This is a genomic window from Streptomyces sp. NPDC040432, assembly GCF_055595445.1.
In genome coordinates, this window is the sequence record NZ_JBVIVP010000004.1 from 546,852 (window position 1) to 567,412 (window position 20,561).

At 70.6% G+C, this 20,561-nt stretch carries 22 protein-coding genes; 12 read left to right on the forward strand and 10 right to left on the reverse strand.

Annotated elements, in window-relative coordinates; translation table 11 throughout:
• From ACZ58N_RS12765 to ACZ58N_RS12775, 3 genes are all read left to right on the forward strand, one after another.
• Positions 1-120: an SGM_5486 family transporter-associated protein gene (locus ACZ58N_RS12765; RefSeq protein WP_281208317.1), complete on the forward strand. Its 120-nt coding sequence runs from the start codon at positions 1-3 to the stop codon at positions 118-120.
• A 157-nt stretch (positions 121-277) separates the two neighbouring features.
• Entirely contained in the window at positions 278-508 is a 231-nt protein-coding gene (locus tag ACZ58N_RS12770) for a hypothetical protein (protein ID WP_471158238.1), read from the forward strand.
• A gap of 88 nt (positions 509-596) precedes the next feature.
• Positions 597-1,118, forward strand: a complete 522-nt coding sequence (locus ACZ58N_RS12775) for a SixA phosphatase family protein (RefSeq protein WP_471158240.1) — start codon at positions 597-599, stop codon at positions 1,116-1,118.
• Positions 1,119-1,235: 117 nt separating this feature from the next.
• On the opposite strand, the gene ACZ58N_RS12780 is transcribed toward ACZ58N_RS12775, so the two are convergent.
• The 5 genes from ACZ58N_RS12780 to serB all read right to left on the reverse strand — a co-directional run bounded on the left by ACZ58N_RS12780 (position 1,236) and on the right by serB (position 6,585).
• A complete protein-coding gene (locus ACZ58N_RS12780; protein WP_471158242.1) occupies positions 1,236-2,039 on the reverse strand; it encodes a tryptophan 2,3-dioxygenase family protein in 804 nt (267 codons plus the stop codon).
• Positions 2,032-2,979, reverse strand: a complete 948-nt coding sequence (locus ACZ58N_RS12785) for a diiron oxygenase (RefSeq protein ID WP_471158244.1) — start codon at positions 2,977-2,979, stop codon at positions 2,032-2,034. The genes ACZ58N_RS12780 and ACZ58N_RS12785 overlap by 8 nt, the downstream gene beginning before the upstream one ends.
• Positions 2,976-4,274 (reverse strand): aminotransferase class I/II-fold pyridoxal phosphate-dependent enzyme, encoded by a 1,299-nt coding sequence (locus tag ACZ58N_RS12790; protein WP_471158246.1) that lies wholly within the window; start codon positions 4,272-4,274, stop codon positions 2,976-2,978. Before ACZ58N_RS12790 ends, ACZ58N_RS12785 begins: the two co-directional genes overlap by 4 nt.
• Positions 4,271-5,083: an SDR family NAD(P)-dependent oxidoreductase gene (locus ACZ58N_RS12795; RefSeq protein ID WP_471158248.1), complete on the reverse strand. Its 813-nt coding sequence runs from the start codon at positions 5,081-5,083 to the stop codon at positions 4,271-4,273. The genes ACZ58N_RS12790 and ACZ58N_RS12795 overlap by 4 nt, the downstream gene beginning before the upstream one ends.
• A gap of 302 nt (positions 5,084-5,385) precedes the next feature.
• The gene (gene serB / locus ACZ58N_RS12800) at positions 5,386-6,585 is read right to left on the reverse strand and encodes a phosphoserine phosphatase SerB (protein ID WP_471158250.1); all 1,200 of its coding nucleotides are present in this window, start codon (positions 6,583-6,585) and stop codon (positions 5,386-5,388) included.
• Between the two features lie 316 nt (positions 6,586-6,901).
• Between serB and ACZ58N_RS12805 the strand changes: the two genes are divergently transcribed.
• The gene (locus ACZ58N_RS12805; RefSeq protein ID WP_471158252.1) at positions 6,902-9,412 is read left to right on the forward strand and encodes an ABC transporter ATP-binding protein/permease; all 2,511 of its coding nucleotides are present in this window, start codon (positions 6,902-6,904) and stop codon (positions 9,410-9,412) included.
• A gap of 116 nt (positions 9,413-9,528) precedes the next feature.
• Here the strand turns inward: ACZ58N_RS12805 and ACZ58N_RS12810 are convergent, their stop codons facing one another.
• On the reverse strand, positions 9,529-10,176 hold the full coding sequence (locus tag ACZ58N_RS12810; RefSeq protein WP_471158254.1) for a transglycosylase SLT domain-containing protein: 648 nt from the start codon (positions 10,174-10,176) through the stop codon (positions 9,529-9,531).
• A gap of 507 nt (positions 10,177-10,683) precedes the next feature.
• On the opposite strand from ACZ58N_RS12810, the gene ACZ58N_RS12815 reads away from it, so the two are divergent.
• The 3 genes from ACZ58N_RS12815 (at position 10,684) to ACZ58N_RS12825 (ending at position 12,901) form a co-directional block, all read left to right on the forward strand.
• The gene (locus tag ACZ58N_RS12815; protein WP_471158256.1) at positions 10,684-11,862 is read left to right on the forward strand and encodes a GAF domain-containing sensor histidine kinase; all 1,179 of its coding nucleotides are present in this window, start codon (positions 10,684-10,686) and stop codon (positions 11,860-11,862) included.
• A complete protein-coding gene (locus ACZ58N_RS12820) occupies positions 11,855-12,505 on the forward strand; it encodes a response regulator (protein WP_471158258.1) in 651 nt (216 codons plus the stop codon). The genes ACZ58N_RS12815 and ACZ58N_RS12820 overlap by 8 nt, the downstream gene beginning before the upstream one ends.
• A gap of 150 nt (positions 12,506-12,655) precedes the next feature.
• Positions 12,656-12,901 carry a chaplin gene (locus tag ACZ58N_RS12825; protein ID WP_471158342.1) on the forward strand — a complete coding sequence of 82 codons (246 nt, stop codon included), beginning with the start codon at positions 12,656-12,658 and terminating at the stop codon, positions 12,899-12,901.
• An 88-nt stretch (positions 12,902-12,989) separates the two neighbouring features.
• Here the strand turns inward: ACZ58N_RS12825 and ACZ58N_RS12830 are convergent, their stop codons facing one another.
• Positions 12,990-13,772, reverse strand: a complete 783-nt coding sequence (locus tag ACZ58N_RS12830; protein ID WP_471158260.1) for a hypothetical protein — start codon at positions 13,770-13,772, stop codon at positions 12,990-12,992.
• A gap of 134 nt (positions 13,773-13,906) precedes the next feature.
• Here ACZ58N_RS12830 and ACZ58N_RS12835 point away from each other — a divergent pair, with 134 nt between their 5' ends.
• The 4 genes from ACZ58N_RS12835 (at position 13,907) to ACZ58N_RS12850 (ending at position 17,120) form a co-directional block, all read left to right on the forward strand.
• Positions 13,907-14,707, forward strand: a complete 801-nt coding sequence (locus ACZ58N_RS12835) for an ABC transporter ATP-binding protein (protein ID WP_471158262.1) — start codon at positions 13,907-13,909, stop codon at positions 14,705-14,707.
• Between the two features lie 57 nt (positions 14,708-14,764).
• Entirely contained in the window at positions 14,765-15,193 is a 429-nt protein-coding gene (locus tag ACZ58N_RS12840) for an NfeD family protein (protein ID WP_471158264.1), read from the forward strand.
• Between the two features lie 85 nt (positions 15,194-15,278).
• Positions 15,279-16,253, forward strand: coding sequence for an SPFH domain-containing protein (locus tag ACZ58N_RS12845; protein ID WP_471158266.1), 975 nt, complete (start codon positions 15,279-15,281; stop codon positions 16,251-16,253).
• Between the two features lie 96 nt (positions 16,254-16,349).
• Positions 16,350-17,120, forward strand: coding sequence for a sulfite exporter TauE/SafE family protein (locus tag ACZ58N_RS12850; RefSeq protein WP_471158344.1), 771 nt, complete (start codon positions 16,350-16,352; stop codon positions 17,118-17,120).
• 60 nt (positions 17,121-17,180) lie between these two features.
• Here ACZ58N_RS12850 and ACZ58N_RS12855 read toward each other — a convergent pair whose 3' ends face one another.
• The 3 genes from ACZ58N_RS12855 to ACZ58N_RS12865 form a co-directional block, all read right to left on the reverse strand.
• Complete coding sequence (locus ACZ58N_RS12855; protein WP_471158268.1) at positions 17,181-17,684, reverse strand: HNH endonuclease; 504 nt, start codon at positions 17,682-17,684, stop codon at positions 17,181-17,183.
• Between the two features lie 149 nt (positions 17,685-17,833).
• The gene (locus tag ACZ58N_RS12860) at positions 17,834-18,367 is read right to left on the reverse strand and encodes a YbhB/YbcL family Raf kinase inhibitor-like protein (protein ID WP_471158270.1); all 534 of its coding nucleotides are present in this window, start codon (positions 18,365-18,367) and stop codon (positions 17,834-17,836) included.
• A gap of 54 nt (positions 18,368-18,421) precedes the next feature.
• Complete coding sequence (locus ACZ58N_RS12865; protein ID WP_389702954.1) at positions 18,422-19,204, reverse strand: sporulation protein; 783 nt, start codon at positions 19,202-19,204, stop codon at positions 18,422-18,424.
• A 119-nt stretch (positions 19,205-19,323) separates the two neighbouring features.
• Here ACZ58N_RS12865 and ACZ58N_RS12870 point away from each other — a divergent pair, with 119 nt between their 5' ends.
• Positions 19,324-19,965: a DNA-3-methyladenine glycosylase gene (locus ACZ58N_RS12870; RefSeq protein ID WP_471158273.1), complete on the forward strand. Its 642-nt coding sequence runs from the start codon at positions 19,324-19,326 to the stop codon at positions 19,963-19,965.
• The last annotated feature ends 596 nt before the right edge of the window (positions 19,966-20,561 follow it).

A 20,561-nucleotide genomic window follows, 5' to 3' on the forward strand; every position in this document is an offset into this window, starting at 1 on the left:
ATGTCGCCCGTACTCGAACCGAACCCCCAGAACGGCCGCAAGAAGCTGGGCCTGGTGCTCGGCGCCATGCTCGCCGTGACCGTGATCATCGCCGTCATCGCGACCATCGCCTCCCCCTGAACCGCGGCGGATCCCGCGATGGTGGGGACAACCCCACCATCCCCTAGGGGGTCAGGTTCAGGGTCGCCTGGGGTGCGCCCCGGATGGGAACCGCCGCTTCGGATCAATAGATTCGAAGCAGCGATCCAGACCCGGCCCAGCACCCCCGGAGGCGGCCATGTCGGCCCCCGTACACACCCCGTCCCGCACCACGCGCCCCGCCCGCCGCCGCACCCCGGCCCACACCGGCGCGAACGCCCGGCTGCACTGGTGGGCGCTGGCCCTGCCCGCCCTCGCCTTCGGCCTGCTCCTGCTGCTCCTCGCCGGATCCGGCGAGGCCCACGCCGCCCCCGCGGAGCCCTCCGGGCTGATCCAGGTCGGCCGACAACTGCTGCGCGCCGTCGGCTGACCCCTTGCGCCGAGCCGCGCTCCACCACCGGGAAGCAGCCTCCCAACACCCTGCGCCCCGTGGCTCATTTCATGCGAAGCTGGGAGTCATGAGCGCCGATACACCCCGCAGGATCGCCCTCCTCCGGCACGCCAAGGCCGACTGGCCGCAGGTGGCCGACCACGAACGCCCGCTGGCGGAACGCGGCCGGAAGGACTCGCCGGCCGTCGGACTGAAGCTGGCGGAGACCGGCATCGATTTCGACCTGGCCCTCTGCTCCACCGCCGCCCGCACCCGGGAGACGTGGAAGCTCGCCGCCCAGGAACTCCCGCACCGGCCGAGGACCGCGTACGAGGAACGCCTCTACGACGCCTCGCTCGGCGAGCTCATCGCCCTGCTGAACGAGACCTCCGACGAGGTCCACGACCTGCTGGTCATCGGCCACAACCCCGGCATGCACGCCCTCGCCGACGCCCTCTCCGGACGCGCCGAGGGCGACGCGCTCGCCCGCATGACCCGTACCGGCTTCCCGACCGCCGCCCTCGCCGTCGTCTCCTTCACCGGCTCGTGGAAGTCGCTGGAGCACGGGGTGGGAACGCTGCTCGACTTCTGGACGCCGAAGGACCACTGAGCGGGAACGCCCGGCGGCAGCGGCGCGACCAGCCGCGACCCACAGCCGGAACGCCGAGCGCCACGGAGCCCGGGCCGCCCACGGGGGCGGTCCGGGCTCCGGCACGTCCGACGGTCGTCACCGGCCCGGGAGGGCCGCCGTCCCCGCGCCCCGCGCCTCCCACAACTCCGGGTAGAACCGCCGGTGCACCGCCGCCCGCAGGTGGGCCACGCCCGTGCTGCCCCCGGTGCCCGGCCGGCCACCGATCTGCCGCTCCACGAGCAGGGCGTGGCAGGCCCGCCACTCCGTCCAGACCTCGTCGTGGTCGACCAGCGCCTCCGCCAGCTCTGCCAGTTCGGCGAGCTCCGCGGGGTCACCGTCCCGGGGGAGGTCCGAGAGCCGCTCGTACGCGGCCCGCCGGCCGTCCTCGGTCGCCACCTCGAAGCCGGCCTTGCCCAGCAGTCCGAGGAAGGCCTCCCACAGCGAGGGCTCTTCGAGCCGCACCCGCAGCCGCTCCCGCTCGGCGGGGCTCAACCCGGCCGCGACGCGGGCGCCGTACTCACCGTGCACCCAGTCCGCCCCGGACAGCGCCGAGATCTCCACGTACTGCGCGGACTGCGCGCCGCTGCTGGTGCCGAGCGCCCCGCGGAAGGCGTGGAACTCCCTCGGCGGCATCGCGCGCAGCGGATGGATGCCGGTGATCAGCGCACGGGTGATCACCGCGCCGCGGGCGAGCCGGGCGCGGGCGGTGCGCGGGTCGCCGTCCAGGATCCGGTCGCGGGCGTCGGAGAGGTCGTCGAGCAGCTGCCCGAACCACAGCTCCTGCACCTGGTGCACGGTGATGAACAGGCGTTCGTCGCGCACCCCGTCGGCCAGCGGCACCTGGAGCGTCAGCAGCTCGGGGAGCCGCAGGTAGTCGGAGTAGGTGACGGTGTCAGACATCGGAGTCCTCCGGTGCGTGCAGTCCGTACAGGGCGAAGGCGTCGGTGACGCCGGGCAGGTCGAAGGCGTCGACCTGGGCACACAAGCGCAACGTGGAGCGGGAGATCGTCTGGATGCGGTCGATGCCCGCGTCCCCGCCGTAGGTGTCCGTCAGGACGGCCTCGGTGCGGTCCTCGTCCAGGCCGGCGCGGCGCAGCGAGTCGTACACCGGTTCCAGGTCCCAGTCGAGGGCGGCGCGGATCATCGCGGGCAGGGCCCGGGCGGCGAGGATCCGGCGCCGCCGGTCGAGCCGGGCCCACAGTTCGAGGAAGAAGGCGGAGAAGAAGCGGTGGTGGCGCCCCTCGTCCTTGGCGTGGTCGCGCATCAGCTCGCGCACCGTGCTCACCACGGTCGGGTCCTGCGGCACCTCGTTGAGGACCGCGGTGATCAGCGTCTCGAAGACGACCGCCTGCAACTGTCCCGCGAGGACCGGGTCTTCGGGCAGCAGTCGTCGCCCGGTGTCCTGCAGGGCCGTGACGAACCCGCCGTAGTCGACGTCGGGCACGGCGATGCCGGTGACCGCCGACACCTGGTCGGCGAGGTCCAGGCTGTAGAGGGCGTGGTAGCCCTCGTCGCAGTACACCTTGAAGGCGTCCATGCGCAGCGCGGTGGGGAAGTGCAGGCCGGAGTTGCCGTTGGCGACGGGTTCGGCGGCCCCGTTGACCACCCGCGTCTCCAGGTGGGTGGTCGAGTGCAGGAACTGGTAGAGGTGCCGTACGGAGACCTCACGGATCAGCTCCGGCGCGAGGGCCTTGACCTCGGGGTGGGACAGGTGCGGCACCAGGGCGTCGGGGAAGAACACCCGGCCCTGTTCGGCCTCGGCGTGGAAGATCCGCCGGACTCCGCCGCGTACGCCCGCGGTCTCGTACCAGCGGTCGAGGGGGCCTGGGGCCGTGCTCATCGGTGTCTTCCGTTCGGTGCGGAGGGGAGGGGGAGCGCGGGGGCGCCGTCGGCGGGCGGGGCGCCGGCCGTACCCAGGTGGGCGGCGATCCGCCGGACCGCCTCGGCCACCAGGGGCGCGTCGACGGTGTGGCACAGCCGGAACCAGCCCGGCTGCGGCGAGCGGAACGCCCCGCCGGGCAGGATGCTGACCTTCGCGGTCTCGAACAGTCCGCGCCACAGTCGGTGTTCGGCGTCGAAGTCGGTGCCGGGCAGCCACCGGCGCAGGTCCAGCCAGACGGAGAAGCCCGCTTCCGCGGGGGCGTACGGAATGTCGTGCGCGTCCAGCAGCGCGACGAGGTGCCCGTACGAGGACGCCAGCCGCTCGCGGCCTGCCGCGAGGAAGGACGCCACCCACGCGGTGTCCGACAGGAGCCCCGCGAGCGTGTCCTGGGTGGCGGTGGAGACGGGGGCGAAGTACGCCATCGCCCGCGCCGCGTCCCGGACGCGCGGATCGCGGGTGTGCAGGACGCCCGCTTTCAGACCGGGCAGCCCGAAGTCCTTCGCGAAGCCCCACACCACGTGGGTGCGGTCGGCCCAGTGCGGGTTGACGGCCGGGTCGGCGGCGCTGGTGAAGCCACGGCCGGCGAAGACGGCGTGGGCGTAGATCTCGTCGGAGATCAGGTCGACGTCGTGCTCGCGGACCACGCGCAGCAGGTCGGCGAGCACCTCGGGCGGGTGGACCTCGCCGATGGGGTTGGAGGGGGAGGAGAGGGCCACCGCGCGCACCGTCGTGCCCCGGGACCGGGCCTCCTTCAGGGCCCGGTCGACGGCGTCGGCGGTCAGCCGGAAGCCGTCGTCGGGGGACAGCGGCGCGGGCAGGAGCCGGGCCCCGGAGCGACCGCCGAGGTCGGTGTCGAAGGCTCCGTAGTAGGGGGACGGCACCACGATGGCCTCGCCCGGGTCGCACAGTACGGAGGCGATGGCGTCCAGCGCTCCGGTCGCACCGCTGATGACCACGAGGTCCTCGGCGTCCAGCGGGGTCCGGCAGGTCGCGGAGAGCAGGGAGGCGATCCGCTCGCGCAGCACGTCGGTGCCGTGCAGCGGCGCGTAGCGGGCGGTCGCCTCGGACATGGGGGGAAGGGCGACCAGCCGGTCGCGGAGCAGGTCCCAGAGCAGACGGTTCTCGGCGGTGCCCAGGTTGAGGTAGCCGTCGGGTCGCAGCAGCGCGTCGTACGGCTCGGCCTCCGCCCGGAAGTGGGCCTCGGCGATGGCCGGGGTGTCGGCGAGGAGACGGGCGGCCTGACGGGAGATCATCGGGCCCTCCCGCTGTCGACGCCGGCGCCGGTGAGCAGCCCCGGGTTGACCCCGAGGCCCATGGACGCGTCGATGACGGAGCCGTGGAGCGAGGTGGAGTGGTCGCCCGCCAGCCACCAGACGAGTTCCGCGATCTCCTCGGAGCGGATCAGGCGGCTCTTGGGCAGCCGGGCGGTCAGGGCCGCGAGTTCCTCGGGGGAGAGCTTGTCGAGGGTGCTGGCCTGGAACATCGCGGTGTCGACCGCGCCGGGGCAGACCGCGAACACGTCGACCGGGCTGTGCACCAGGTCGGCGGCGAGGTGCCGGGTCAGGTAGGTGAGCGCGGCCTTGCTCATGCCGTCGGCGGGGTGGAAGCCGGGGAACTGGAAGATCCCGCCACCCACACTGGAAATGTTGATGATCTTGCCGTAGCCGTTCTCCAGCATGCCGGGAAGCAGCTGCTCGGTGAGCCAGAGCGGGCCCACCGCGTTGATCCGGAAGAACTCCGAGGCCTTCTCGTGCCCGGGTCCGTCGGTGTACCGCTCGATGGTCCTGGAACCGACGGCGGCGTTGTTCACCAGGACTTCGACCGGGCCGGGAAGCCTCTCCAGGAGCCGTTGGTGGTCCTCCCAGTCCCCTTGGTCGAAGGGGAAGGCCTCCACCTTGGCGTGGCCGGTGAGGGCCAGTTCGTGCACCAGCTCCTCGGCCCGGGCCCGGCCATTGCGGTAGGTGAACCAGACCGTCCAGTCCTCTTCCAGAGCGAACCTCTCCACGCAGGCCCGGCCTATGCCGCCAGAACCCCCGGTGACGAGGACACTTCGAGTCACCATTGTTTCCCCTTGAACGATCAGGACTGACCGATGGTCGCTGTCGCGTTCACGACAGCGCGGTCACAGTATTTGTCGCAAGTGCAGGGAGAATAGGGCGACTTCGGGCACCCGTTGTCCGAAATGACTCTTGCGTCCGAGCGGGTTGCGTTGATCCGTCGTGACGCGTCCGCACTCGGCGGGCGGTGCGCATGTCCGATTCGGGTGCCTCGCGGGCGGGCCCGGGGTGGCCGGATATGAAAGACCGCCCGGTCGGGATTACCCGACCGGGCGGTATGGAAAGTCCGATGTCATGCCCCTGGCCATCAGGCCAGGTCAGCGGCCTCGACTTCCTCGCGGGTGATGCCGAGCAGGTACAGGACCGCGTCCAGGAAGGGCACGTTCACCGCCGTGTGCGCGGCCTCGCGCACCACCGGCTTGGCATTGAAGGCCACGCCCAGACCCGCCGCGTTCAGCATGTCGAGGTCGTTCGCGCCGTCCCCGATCGCCACCGTCTGGGCCAGCGGAACACCCGCCTCGGCGGCGAACCGGCGCAGCAGTCGGGCCTTGCCTGCGCGGTCCACGATCTCGCCCGTGACCCGACCGGTCAGCTTGCCCTCCAGGATCTCCAAAGTGTTCGCCGAGGCGAAGTCCAGTCCGAGCCGCTCCCGCAGGTCGTCCGTCACCTGGGTGAATCCGCCCGAGACCACGCCCACCTGATAACCGAGGGTCTTCAGCGTCCGGATCAGCGTCCGCGCGCCCGGGGTCAACCGGACCTCGGAGCGGACCTTGTCCACCACCGACGCGTCGAGCCCCGCCAGCAGCGCGACCCGGGCGTGCAGGGACTGCTCGAAGTCCAGCTCCCCGCGCATCGCCCGCTCGGTCACCTCGGCGACCTCGGCCTCACAGCCCGCGTGCGCGGCGAAGAGCTCGATCACCTCGTCCTGGATCAGCGTCGAGTCGACGTCCATGACGACCAGTCGCTGAGCCCGGCGGTGCAGTCCCGCCGAGACCACGGCCACGTCGACGCCGATCTGGGCGGAGGCGGTGGCCAGGGCGGTGCGCAGCGGCTCCGTCTCCACACCGGACACGGCGAACTCGACCGCCGTCACCGGATACTTCGCGAGCCGGAAGATGCGGTCGATGTTGCCGCCGGTCCCGGTGATCCGTGCCGCTATGGCGGCCGTGGACTCCGCGGTGAGCGGATGCCCGAGGACGGTGACGTGGGAGCGTCCGCTGCCGCGCGGACGGTTGTCGCCGGTCCCGGAGAGGATCTCGGCCTGGAGCTTGAGCGACTCTGCCCAGCTGTGGACGGTGGCCCGCAACTCGCCCTCGCCGGTGCCGGCCGGTTTGGTGACGAGGGCGCACAGGACGATGCGGCCACGGGTGACGACCTGCTCGATGTCGACGACATCGACGGAATAGGCGGCGAGGGTGTCGAACAGCCCGGCGGTGATCCCGGGACGGTCCTTGCCGAAGATCTTGACGAGGAGGGTGGGGACGTCGGAGGTCTGCGAAGCGCTCATGGTGCGCCCACCGTATCTTCCCGGCTCCGGCGGACGGACATCCGTCCCACTCCCTGAACCGACCCCCTCGCGCGGGCCCGCCCGGGGCGTCCCGGCGGGCGCGGGGCGGTGCCGCGTCCTCCCGGATCCCGGGTGAGAAGTCCCCGTATTTCACTCTCCGGGCGACTTCTGCCCCCGCCGACCGGGCGCCCGGGACACCCCTTCGAGGCCCCGATTCCACATGTGGCCGCAGGCCTGAAATAGTTCCCCCGGATGTTCGCCATCCCTAGACTCCCTGACGTCAGGGGGATTCTCGGGGGACTTAAGTGGGGCTGGAGTGCCGGAACTCGTACTGGAATTGAATGGCAGGACCTGGACGCTGGATCCGTCCCGGTCGTACTCGCTGGGGCGTGATCCCCAGGGCGACGTGGTGATCGACGACGCCCGGGTGTCGTGGCGGCACGCCACGATCACCTGGAACGGCCGGAATTGGGGCATCGAGGACCACGGCAGCACCAACGGCACCTACGTGCGCGGAGCGCGGGTCCAGCAGACCGAGCTCGTGCCCGGCACGCCGGTCCACCTGGGCAACGCGACCGACGGCCCGCGGCTCGATCTGACCGCCGCGGCCCCGGCCTACCAGGCCCCGGCCGCGCAGGGGCAGGCGCACCAGCAGGCCCCGGCCTACCGGGCCCCGGCCCAGCAGCAGCCCTGGGAGCAGCAGCACCAGCACCAGCCGCAGCACCAGCAGCACCAGGCCCAGCAGCCGCACGTGCCGCAGCAGCAGGGCGGCGGCCCGGCGCAGACCGCGCCGAACCCGGGGTACCACGACCACCGCAGCCCGACGACGTTCCACCAGCTCTCGCTGGGCCACGTCATGCGCATCGGCCGCGCGCTGGAGAACGAGCTGGTCGTCTCCGACCTCCAGGTCTCCCGCCACCACGCCGAGTTCCACTCGATGCCCGGCGGCCGGTTCGAGATCCGCGACCTGGGCAGCCACAACGGCACCTACGTCAACGGTCAGCCGCTCGCCAAGTCCGGCACGGCCCTCCTCGGGCCGAACGACATCGTCGGCGTCGGCCACTCGACGTTCCGCATCGTCGGCGACCGGCTGGAGGAGTTCGTCGACACCGGCGAGGTCTCCTTCTCGGCCCGCCACCTCACCGTGACCGTCGACGGCGGCAAGCAGATCCTCAAGGACGTCACCTTCGGCGTCCCCGAGAAGTCGCTCATCGGTGTCATCGGCCCCTCCGGCTCCGGCAAGTCGACCCTCCTGAAGGCGCTGACCGGCTACCGGCCCGCCGACCAGGGCGACGTCCTCTACGACAACCGCAACCTGTACAAGCAGTTCGCGGAGCTCCGCCAGCGCATCGGCCTGGTCCCGCAGGACGACATCCTGCACAAGGAACTCAAGGTCAGCACCGCCCTCAAGTACGCGGCCAAGCTCCGCTTCCCCGGCGACACCGCCGAGTCCGAGCGCGTCGCCCGCATCAACGAGGTGCTGCGCGAGCTCAAGCTCGACGTCCACAAGGACAAGAAGATCACCTCGCTCTCCGGTGGTCAGCGCAAGCGCGTGTCCGTGGCCCTGGAACTCCTCACCAAGCCGTCGCTGATCTTCCTGGACGAGCCGACCTCCGGCCTCGACCCGGGCATGGACCGCGACGTCATGCAGCTGCTGCGCGGCCTCGCCGACGACGGCCGCACGGTCCTCGTCGTCACCCACTCCGTCGCCGAGCTCGCCATCTGCGACAAGCTGCTGGTCATGGCCCCCGGCGGTTCGGTCGCCTACTTCGGCCCGCCGGACGACGCGCTGAACTTCTTCGGCTACAGCACCTGGGCCGACGTCTTCTCCGCCTTCGAGGAGTTCCGCGACTACGACTGGGCCGGGCGCTGGAAGGGCTCGCAGCACTACCAGCTGTACGCCGCCGACATCGACGCGGTCGCCCCGCAGTCCGTCGCGTTCCCCTCGCCGCAGCAGATGCGCCCGCCCAAGCCGCAGGGCTGGGGCTCGCAGCTCTGGACGCTGATCCGCCGCTACGTCTCGGTGATCGCCTCCGACAAGGGCTTCATCGGCCTCATGCTGATCCTGCCCGCGGTGCTGGGCGTGGTCTCCACGGTCATCCCCGCGACCTTCGGGCTCGCGCCCCCGACGCCGCCGTCCCAGTTCAACGGCGACGCGGGCACGATCATGCTGATCCTCGCGGTCGGCATGTGTTTCTCGGGCGCCGCGAACTCGGTCCGAGAACTGATCAAGGAACGCGTCATCTACGAGCGTGAGCGCGCGACCGGCCTGTCCCGGTCCGCGTACCTCATGTCGAAGGTGATCGTCCTCGGGATCATCACGGCCGTCCAGGGCGTGGTCATCTGCGCGATCGGCTTCTTCCCGCGCGACCTGCCCACCGAGGGCCTGCTGATGCCGCCGGCCGTCGAGCTGTGCCTGTCGGTCATCGCCCTCGGCTTCACCTCGATGATGTTCGGCCTCGTCATCTCCTCGCTGGTCAAGACCGCCGAGAAGACGATGCCGCTGCTGGTCATGTTCGCGATCGTCCAGGTCGTCTTCACCGGCATCCTCTTCCAGGTCTACGACTCCCCGGGCCTGGAACAGTTCGCCTGGCTGATGCCGTCCCGCTGGGCCATCGCCGCCGCCGGCGCCACGCTGAACCTCGGCAGGCTGATGCCGCCGTGGGACCGCGACAACCCGACGAACACCGACCCGCTCTGGGACGCCACCATCGGGCAGTGGAGCCTGAACATCACCGTCCTGCTGCTCATCGGCATCGCCTGCGGCTTCCTGGTCCAGCGCCTGCTGCGCCGCCACGAGCCCGAGGTCATGCGCGCCGGCAAGTAACGGCCCCGCGCATCCGGCCCCGCGGCCCGCGCACGTACGGCAAACGCCTCAGGGCGGCTCCCCGGAGATCCGGGGAGCCGCCCTGAGGCGCATGGGGGGTGCGGGACGTCGGCGGCCTAGTAGGCGCTGTTGACGTTGTCCATCGAGCCGTAGCGGTCGGCTGCGTAGTTGCAGGCGGCGACGATGTTGGCGACCGGGTCGTACTGGTCGAACTTGGTGCCCTTGACGTGGTACGCCTTGAAGGTCGGGTAGATGACCTGGAGCAGACCCTTGCTGGGGATGCCGTTCTGGGCGTTGATGTCCCACTTGTTGATCGCCAGCGGGTTGCCGCTGGACTCGCGCATGACGTTCTTGTGGATACCGGCGTACGTGCCCGGAATCCCCTCGCGCTTCATGATGAAGAGCGCTTCCTTGATCCAACCGTCGAGGTTGTTCGCGAAGACCGGGGTGCGGACGGCGGACCGGCTCGCGGCCGCCGTCTTGTCGCGCTCGGCCTTGGCGGCGGCAGCGGCCTTGGCCTTGGCGGCCGCCGTGTCCTTCGCCAGCTTGTTCGCGACGGCCTGCTGCGCGCCGAGGTGCTGCTGAACCGTCGGGGTCCACGCCACGGGGGCGGCGTTGATCGTCACCGCCTGCTGAGTCTCCGCGGCACCTGCCGGGACGAGGGAGAAGGCGAGCGCGGCGGCACCGAGCGTGGCGACACCGGCAACGGACAGCTTGTGTGCCTTCGTCAGACGACTGTGACCGGGAGTGCTGGAAGCAGACATGGCGGGGCAACCTCTTCGAATAGCGGGAGTCGCAGGAAGGCGCCGCTCGGATCCGGGACCCTGCGGCGCTGTGCGACGTCGACATTCTTAGCGGTGGCAAAAACGCCTGGCAAAGGTGTGACGTACGATCCCGCTTAGTGGATCAGGGCCCCGGGACGAATCCGGAATGACGGGCACCGCGCTAGGCGCAACCGACCTGACAGGACCTTTACCTGTCCACTACGCAGCTTCGTAAGTGATGTGGGTCCTATGCCGGGGCTCACATCGGCCACGTAACGGTCTCACCCACGGTTGCGACAGCAATGCGCAATGTGACGGATGTCCTCCTCGGGGAGGGCCCACCGCCCACCCGCCTCGTCCCCAGGACGTACCCGGCGCCCCGCCACCCCCTCCCCCTGCGGTACGCCCCGGCCCCGCCACCCCCCTCCCTCCGCCGTACGCCCCGGGCCCACCGACCTAGGCCGGATGCCCGATCCCGCAGGTCAGGGCCGCCGGTACGGTGATCCCATGCACTACGGACCCTGTACGGGACTCGCTGCCGTCAGCACCGCGCTGCTCGCCATGAGCCGCCGCATGGAGGTCCACGACGTACTGCGCACGATCGTCGCCTCGGCCCGCGAACTCCTGGACGCCGAGTACGCCGCCCTCGGCGTCCCGGACGACCACGGGGGCTTCGCCCAGTTCGTCGTGGACGGCATCAGCGAGGAACAGTGGCGCCGCATCGGCCCCCTGCCCCGGCAGCACGGGGTCCTCGCCGCGATGCTCCACCAGGACGCCCCCGAACGACTGGCCGACGTACGCGCGGACCCGCGCTTCGGGGGCTGGCCCGCCGCCCACCCCGACATGTCCGACTTCCTCGGCATGCCCATCCGGGACGGCGAGGAGACCCTCGGCGCCCTCTTCCTCGCCAACAAACGCCCCGCCCCCGGGAGCACCCCCGACAACGACCCCGACGCCGCCGACCGGCCCGTCGGCTTCACCGACGGGGACGAGGAGCTCCTCTCCCTCCTCGCCCAGCACGCGGCCATCGCCCTGACCAACGCCCGCCTCTACGAGCGCAGCCGCGAGCTCACCATCGCCGAGGAGCGCTCCCGCCTCGCCCACGAGCTGCACGACGCCGTCAGTCAGAAGCTGTTCTCCCTGCGCCTCACCGCCCAGGCCGCCGCCGCCCTCGTCGACCGCGACCCCGTCCGTGCCAAGGACGAGCTCCATCAGGTCGCCGCCCTGGCCGCGGAGGCCGCCGACGAACTGCGCGCCGCCGTGACCGAGCTCCGTCCGGCCGCACTGGACGACGACGGGCTCGTCGCGACCCTGCGCGACCACGTCCGCGTCCTGGACCGGGCCCACGCCGCGCACGTCTCCTTCACCTGTGAAGGCGTGCGCGCCCTGCCGGCGACCCAGGAGGAGGCACTCCTGCGCGTCGCCCAGGAGGCCCTCCACAACGCCCTGCGGCACTCCGGCGCGGACCGCGTCGAGGTGACCCTCAGCAGGAACCCGGGCGGCGGCGCCGTCCTGCGCGTACGCGACTGGGGCCGCGGCTTCTCCCCCTCCACGGTCCGCAAGGCGGGCCGCCACCTCGGGCTCGTCTCCATGCGGGACCGCGCGAGCGGCTCCGGCGGACGGCTGGAGGTCCGCTCCGAGCCCGGTAAGGGCACCACGATCGAGATGGAGGTTCCCGGTGGCTGACACCCCGGTCCGCATCCGCGTCCTGCTGGTCGACGACCACCAGGTCGTCCGGCGCGGCCTGCGCACGTTCCTGGAGGTCCAGGACGACATAGAGGTGGTCGGCGAGGCCGGCGACGGCGAGGAGGGCATCGAGCGCGCCGAGGAACTGCGACCCGACGTCATCCTCATGGACGTCAAGATGCCGGGCACCGACGGCATCGAGGCCCTGCGACGGCTGCGCGCCCTGGGCAACCCGGCACGGGTCCTGATCGTCACCAGCTTCACCGAACAGCGCACCGTCGTCCCCGCCCTGCGGGCCGGCGCGGCCGGATACGTCTACAAGGACATCGACCCGGACGCCCTGGCCGGAGCCATCCGCTCCGTGCACGCGGGCCACGTCCTGCTCCAGCCGGAGGTGGCCCAGGCCCTCCTCGCCCAGGAGGACCAGCCCGCCACCGCGGGCCGCCCCGGCTCCCTGACCGACCGCGAACGCGAGGTCCTCCGGCTGATCGCGGACGGTCGCTCCAACCGCGAGATCGCCCGCGCGCTGGTGCTGTCGGAGAAGACGGTCAAGACCCACGTCTCGAACATCCTGATGAAACTGGACCTCTCCGACCGGACGCAGGCCGCACTGTGGGCGGTCAGGCACGGAATGGCGGAGTAATCAGACCATCTGCACGCGCGCGGTGATTCAGCAGAGATTCATACGGTCGGGTGTATGTACCCCACATGGCGTATCCCGCCCACCGGGCGGGGCGTTCTCCATGGCGTGTCGCGACGGCTGGTCGCGGCAGACGTACTGGAGGACGAGAACGTGAAGAACTTCAAGAAGGCCGCAGCCGTCACCATGATCGCGGGCGGCCTCGTCGCCGCCGCCGCTGGTGTCTCCTCGGCGCACGGCGGTGCGTCCGCGGAGGGCGTGGCCCAGCACTCGCCCGGCGTGGCCTCCGGGAACCTGATCCAGGTCCCCGTCAACGTTCCCGTGAACGTCGTCGGCAACACCGTCAACGTGATCGGCCTGCTCAACCCCGCCTTCGGCAACTTCGGCGTCAACCACTGACCCACCCCGCGGCCCCGCTTCCCCACCTCTCCCCGGGAAGCGGGGCCGCGGCGTTCCACCACCCCCGCCCGGCACGCCGGGAACGACGTCAGCCCCGCTCGCGCTCCTCGACCGGCGCGTTGTACGCCGCCACCAGGGCACGCCGCGCCACCCGCTCCACCGGCCGCAGCGCCTCGGACCGCGCCGCCATCTCCGAGGCCGCCACCGCACCCCCGGGCCCGTTCTCGTACGCCAGCGACACCAACAGGTCCACCCGCTGCGCCAACGCCAGCACCCGCACCGCCCGCGGCGGATACCCCGGAGCCAGCACCTCACGGCCCGCCTCCGCCCGCGCCCGGTACGCCGACAGCGCCGCCTCCGCGACCGGCCCCGACCCCGCCACGTCCAGCCGGGTCAGGACGACCGTCGCCTCCCGCAACGCCTCCGCCAGCTCCCGCTCCGCCTCACCGAGCGACGGCACGTCCGCCGGCGGGGCCTCCCGTACCGGCAGGCAGTGCCAGGTCACCGAGACGTGCAGGTCGCCGGCCGGACCGGCCTCCACCACCTCCGGCACCAGACCCAGCGCCGCGCCCACCGCGACCACCGCCTCCTCGGCCTCCAACGCCCGCGCGTTGAACTCCGCCGGCCCGCTCAGCCCCAACGGATGACCCGGCGCGGGCAGCGCCACCCGCAGCCCGCTCACCCCCAGCACCCGCAACCGGCCGAGCGCCAGCGTGAGCCCCACCGGACCCGGTTCCCCCGGCAGCCCGGTCACCCGGTGCACGGCGTCCTCACCGACGATCGACGACGCGGCCTCGTCGGGCGACACCAAACCGGCCAGCAGCGCGTTCCCCCAGGCGGCCAGCCGCCCTGAACGTGGTTCGAAAAGCATCCCCCCACTTTACGGATCGCGCCCCGCACCCGGCCCCGGAACCGGACCCCTCCCCGAGTGGCGTAGGTTTTCCCCCAGGGGCTGCGCCTGCCGGCGCACAGAGAACCGTGACTGCAAGGGGTGACAACACGCTCATGAGCGATGTTCTGGAGCTGGTGGACGTATCCGTGGTCCGCGAGGGCCGGGCTCTGGTGGACCAGGTCTCCTGGTCGGTGAAGGAGGGGGAGCGCTGGGTGATCCTCGGCCCCAACGGCGCCGGCAAGACCACACTGCTGAACCTCGCCTCCAGCTACCTCTTCCCCACCAAGGGCTCCGCCACCATCCTCGGCGGCACCCTCGGCAAGCCGGGTACCGACGTGTTCGAGCTGCGCCCCCGCATCGGCGTGGCCGGCATCGCCATGGCCGACAAGCTGCCCAAGCGGCAGACCGTCCTGCAGACCGTGCTCACCGCCGCCTACGGCATGACCGCGACCTGGCAGGAGGAGTACGAGGACATCGACGAGCAGCGCGCCCGCGCCTTCCTCGACCGCCTCGGCATGACCGACTACCTGGAGCGCAGGTTCGGCACGCTCTCCGAGGGCGAGCGCAAGCGCACCCTGATCGCCCGCGCCCTGATGACCGACCCCGAGCTCCTCCTCCTCGACGAGCCCGCCGCCGGCCTCGACCTCGGTGGCCGCGAGGACCTCGTACGCCGCCTCGGCCGCCTCGCCCGGGACCCGCTGGCCCCCTCCATGGTCATGGTCACGCACCACGTCGAGGAGATCGCCCCCGGCTTCACCCACGTCCTGATGATCCGCCAGGGCAAGGTCGTCACCGCCGGTCCCATCGACCTCGAACTCACCTCGCGCAACCTCTCTCTCTGCTTCGGCCTCCCGCTGGTCGTCGAGCGCAACGACCACGACCGCTGGACCGCCCAGGGCCTGCCCCTGCGCTAGCGGTCCGTACCGGTCGCGCCCTGTCCCGACCGTGCCCACCCGACCTACCATGACCATGTGGACATCGACGCATGGGTGTGGTGGCTCATCGGCGCGGTCGGACTGGGCATCCCCCTGGTCCTCACCGCCCTTCCGGAATTCGGCATGTTCGCCATCGGCGCGGTGGCGGCGGCCGTCACGGCGGCCCTCGGCGGGGGAGTGGTCGCCCAGGTCCTGGTCTTCGTGATCGTGTCCGTGGCGCTCATCGCCGTGGTCCGCCCGATCGCCAACCGGCACCGCAACCAACGCCCCCAACACCGCAGCGGCATCGACGCGTTGAGGGGCAGATCCGCCGTCGTCCTCGAACGCGTCGACGGCGGCGGGGGCCGGATCAAACTGGCCGGCGAGGTCTGGTCCGCCCGCACCCTCGACGCGGACACCAGTTTCGAACCCGGCCAGTCCGTCGACGTCGTCGACATCGACGGAGCGACCGCCGTCGTGATGTGAGAAAGCAGCCGACCCGCGGCCCCGGGGTCTGCGAGACTCCGATCAACGGGGCAGCACAGACAGCCGGAAGGGCACGGGGAACCGCATGCAACCGATCATCATCGTCCTGATCATCCTGGTGGTTCTGGTCTTCATCGCCCTGGTCAAGACGATCCAGGTGATCCCGCAGGCCAGCGCCGCCATCGTTGAACGCTTCGGCCGCTACACCCGCACCCTCAACGCGGGCCTCAACATCGTCGTCCCGTTCATCGACTCGATCCGCAACCGCATCGACCTCCGCGAACAGGTCGTCCCGTTCCCGCCGCAGCCGGTGATCACCCAGGACAACCTGGTCGTCAACATCGACACCGTCATCTACTACCAGGTGACCGACGCCCGCGCCGCGACGTACGAGGTGGCCAGCTACATCCAGGCCATCGAGCAGCTCACCGTCACCACGCTCCGCAACATCATCGGCGGCATGGACCTGGAGCGGACGCTCACCTCCCGCGAGGAGATCAACGCGGCCCTGCGCGGAGTCCTCGACGAGGCCACCGGCAAGTGGGGCATCCGCGTCAACCGCGTCGAGCTCAAGGCCATCGAGCCGCCCACCTCCATCCAGGACTCGATGGAGAAGCAGATGCGCGCCGACCGCGACAAGCGCGCCGCGATCCTCCAGGCCGAAGGTGTCCGACAGTCCGAGATCCTGCGGGCCGAGGGCGAGAAGCAGTCCTCCATCCTCCGCGCCGAAGGTGACGCCAAGGCCGCCGCCCTGCGCGCCGAGGGCGAGGCCCAGGCCATCCGCACGGTCTTCGAGTCCATCCACGCCGGCGACGCCGACCAGAAGCTCCTCGCCTACCAGTACCTCCAGATGCTCCCGAAGATCGCCGAAGGCGACGCCAACAAGCTCTGGATCGTGCCCAGCGAGATCGGGGACGCGCTCAAGGGCCTCTCGGGCGCCATGGGCAACTTCGGCCCCATGGGCGGCGGGAACCCGAGCGGCTTCAACCCGCAGAACAGCGGCAAGGGCGGCGACACAACGGGCGCGAACGACCGGCGCGAGCAGCCCCCCATCGACTGAGCCCGCCCTCCCCTCGTGCATGATCGGTGAGGCCCCTCGACCTTCATGGCGGGGAGGCGACTCACTCACGCAAGGGGGATGGCTCCGTCCATGTCCATGTCCATCTGGGAATCGCTCGCGGTCCTCGCCGCCGGAATCGGCGCCGGCACGATCAACACCATCGTCGGTTCCGGCACCCTGATCACCTTCCCGGTGCTCCTCGCCACCGGCCTGCCACCGGTCACCGCCAACGTCTCCAACACCCTCGGCCTGGTGCCCGGTTCCATCAGCGGCGCCATCGGCTACCGCAACGAACTCAAGGGGCAGCGCGCCCGCGTCCTGCGCCTCGGCGCCGTCTCCCTCGTCGGCGGCCTCGCGGGCGCGGTCCTGCTCCTCGTCCTGCCCCCCGAGTCCTTCGACACGATCGTGCCCGTCCTCATCGGACTGGCCCTCGTCCTCGTCGTCCTCCAGCCCCGCCTCGCCGCCTCCCTGCGCCGCCGCCGGGAAGCCGCGGGCACCACCACGGAGGAACGCGAGGGAGGCCCCGCCCTCCTCACCGGCATGCTGCTCTCCAGCGCCTACGGAGGCTACTTCGGGGCCGCGCAGGGCGTGCTCTACCTCGGACTCATGGGTCTGCTGCTCCACGACGACCTGCAACGCGTCAACGCCGTCAAGAACGTCATCGCCGCCCTCGTCAACGGCATCGCCGCCGTCTTCTTCCTCTTCGTGGCCGAGTTCGACTGGACGGCGGTGCTCCTCATCGCCGTCGGCTCGACCCTCGGCGGACAGATCGGCGCGAAGGTCGGCCGCCGGCTCTCGCCGACCGTCCTGCGCGGGGTCATCGTGACGGTCGGACTCCTCGCCATCGTCCAGATCCTGCTCCGCTGAACGACGTAGGAGAAATACGTCGCCCCGTGCACCCGACAACAGGGGGCACGGGGCGGACGACTACGCGGACCGCGACAACCACTCCGGCAGCGGATCCCGCCCGCCCACACCCAGCGCGAGCAACATCGCGTCGGCGGGCGACGGTACGAACGGCTTGCGGAGCAGCGGCATCCCCGCCTCCTCCGGCGTCCGCGCCGCCTTGCGGTGGTTGTCCTCGGCGCAGGAGGCCACCGTGTTCAGCCAGGTGTCCCCACCGCCCTGGGCCCGCGGCAGCACGTGGTCCACGGTCGTCGCACGCCTACCGCAGTACGCGCAACGGTGCTGGTCCCGGATCAACACCCCCCTCCGTGACCAGGGAGCATGTCTTCGGAAGGGCACCCGCACGTACCGGCAGAGCCTGATCACCCGCGGCATCGGAAGTTCCATGGTGGCCGCCCGCACACGCAGCTCGGGATGCGACTGTTCGACCACGGCCTTGTCCTGGAGCACGAGCACCACCGCCCGGTTCAAGGTCACCGTCGACAGCGGCTCGAAGCTCGCATTCAGCACCAGCGTGTCCCGCATCTCGCCCACCTCCCGTGTGCAGGCCCGCGACCACACCGGCTGCGGGGCCCGGAACCACTCTGGCCGCGCGCGCCACGCGGGACAACGCAATAAAAATGCCCGGTCCTGGCCTTCTTTAGACCAGGACCGGGCAAACGCTCGGCGAACGATCAGCCCGCGGGCGCCTCGTACTCACCGATGAGGTGAGCACGACCGAGGGTGTGGAAGCGCAGATTGAAACCGACCACGGCGGGGGACACGTCTCCGTCCGGCCCGAGCTTCTCCTGATCCACCGCGTACACCGTGAACACGTACCGGTGCCGCTCCCCGGCCGGCGGAGCGGCTCCGCCGAAGTCCTTCGTGCCGTAGTCGTTGCGCACGTGCACGGCCCCGGCCGGCAGCCCCTCGAACTTTCCGCTGCCCGCCCCGGCCGGCAGCTCGGTCACCGAGACCGGCAGGTCGAACAGCACCCAGTGCCAGAACCCGCTGCCCGTGGGCGCGTCCGGGTCGAAGCAGGTCACGGCGAAGCTCTTCGTCCCCTCGGGGAAGCCCTCCCACCGCAACGCGGGCGAGATGTTCCCGCCCGACAACACCTGGTCCCCGCCCAACTCCGCGCCGTGCGCCAGATCGGCGCTCGTCACGGTGAAGGAGGGGACCTCCGGGTGGAAGTCGTGGGGGAGGGGCGCCCTGTGCTGCTGAACCACTGCTGAACCTCCTGATCGGATGCGCGTACGGCCCGAGCCTAGGACCAGTTGCTCCTAGAACCAGTTGCGCTGCGAACCGACGGACGCGATCCACTGGTTCAGGTACGCGGCCCAATCGGTGTCCTGATAGGACTGCAGCCCCACCTGGAAGCAGCGGTAGGTGTCGCTGCCCTCACTGAACAGCCCCGGCTTCTTGTCCATCTCCAGCACGACGTCCATCTCGCGCCCGTCGGAGACGAAGGTCAGCTCGACCTGGTTCAGCCCGCGGTACTGCGACGGCGGCAGGAACTCGATCTCCTGGTAGAACGGCAGCGTCTGCCGCGTCCCACGGATGTGGCCGCGCTCCATGTCCGCGCTGCGGAACGAGAAGCCGAGCTGACGGAACGCGTCCAGGATCGCCTGCTGCGCGGGCACCGGGTGCACGTTGATCGGGTCCAGGTCACCCGCGTCGACCGCCCGCGCGATCTCCAGCTCCGTGCTGACCCCGATGTTCATGCCGTGCAGGTGCTGACCCCCGAAGTGGGTGATCGGCGTCTCCGCCGGGATCTCCAACCCGAACGGCACCACGTGCAGCGCGCCGGCCTGCACCTGGAAGGCACCCCCGAGGCGCTGCTTCGTGAAGACGACGTCCTGCTTGTACTCCTGGTCGCCGCCCTCCACCTCCACCCGTGCCTGCAGCCCGACGGACAGCCCCTCGATCTGCTGCTCCACGGACCCGCCCTGGATCCGGACCTCGCCCTGCACGATCCCGCCCGGCACGACGTTCGGCTCGGTGATGATCGTGTCCACCGAGGCACCGCCGGCACCCAGGCTCGCGAACAGCTTCCTGAACCCCATGCTCAAACTCCCCTTAAGGCCTGTACGAAGGATGTGGCGACTCGCGCGCCTACCCGTTTTACCAACGCGGAACCTTAGGCCCCGGTTGCAGGACGACGCGTTCCGTTACGCTCGACCGGATGAGCGCGCGTCCCGACCGTACGCCCCTGCCCCGGTCCTTCTTCGACCGACCGGTCCTCACGGTGGCCCCCGACCTGCTGGGCCGCACCCTGGTCCGCCGCACCGGGGAGGGCACCCTGGAGCTGCGCATCACCGAGGTGGAGGCCTACGAGGGCGGGTCCGATCCCGGCTCCCACGCCTACCGCGGCCGAACCCCCCGCAACGCATCGATGTTCGGTCCGCCCGGACACGCGTACGTCTACTTCATCTACGGCATGTGGTTCAGCCTCAACCTGGTCTGCGGCCCGCCCGGCCAAGCGAGCGGCGTACTGCTGCGGGCCGGCGAGGTCATCGCCGGAGCGGACCTGGCGGCCAAACGTCGACTCTCCGCCAGGAACCCGCGTGAACTGGCCAAGGGTCCGGCCAGGCTGGCCACGGCCCTTGACGTGGACCGCTCGCTCGACGGCACCGATCTCTGCGACGACCCCGAATCCGCCCTGTCCCTCCTCACCGGCACGGCCACCCCGGCCGACCTGGTGAGCAACGGTCCGCGCACGGGAGTGGGCGGCGCCGGCGCCGCCCACCCGTACCGCTTCTGGATCACGAACGACCCCACGGTCAGCCCCTATCGGGCCCACGCACCACGCCGCAGGGCAACTTGACTCAGCCCTTCCGGACGCCTAACGTAGTCCGAGCCGCTTGAACGGGGTACTGCCTCAGCAGACCCCCAGAACGGCCAAACCACTACCTACTACTTACCCCTGGCGGGGTCCTTTTCGGCATGCCCGAATTACTCGCCGGACGGCTCGATTATGAGTCGCAAGGGGAAAGCGCTAACGTAGCGGAGCGCCGAAAGGCCAAGACCCCCAACGGTCACCGAATTCAAATTCGAGTACCTGCGACTTCCGAGAAGCAGGGCGCGGAAATGATCTGGTAGAGTTGGAATCGCCGGAAAGGGAAAGCGTGAAAGCGCAGGACCTGGAAAGCACCGAGGAAATCGGGCCCGAGAGAGTCTGATAGAGTCGGAAACGCAAGAACAGAGCAGGACAACAGAACGAAAGCCCGGAGGAAAACCCGCGAGGGTGAGTACAAAGGAAGCGTCCGTTCCTTGAGAACTCAACAGCGTGCCAAAAATCAACGCCAAAAGTTGATACCCCGTCCACTTCGGTGGATGAGGTTCCTTTGAAAAAGACCTGTGGGGTCGCCTTCGGGTGATGCTTGCAGGCAATTACACAGCGAGGACGTTGTGGCGCGTCGG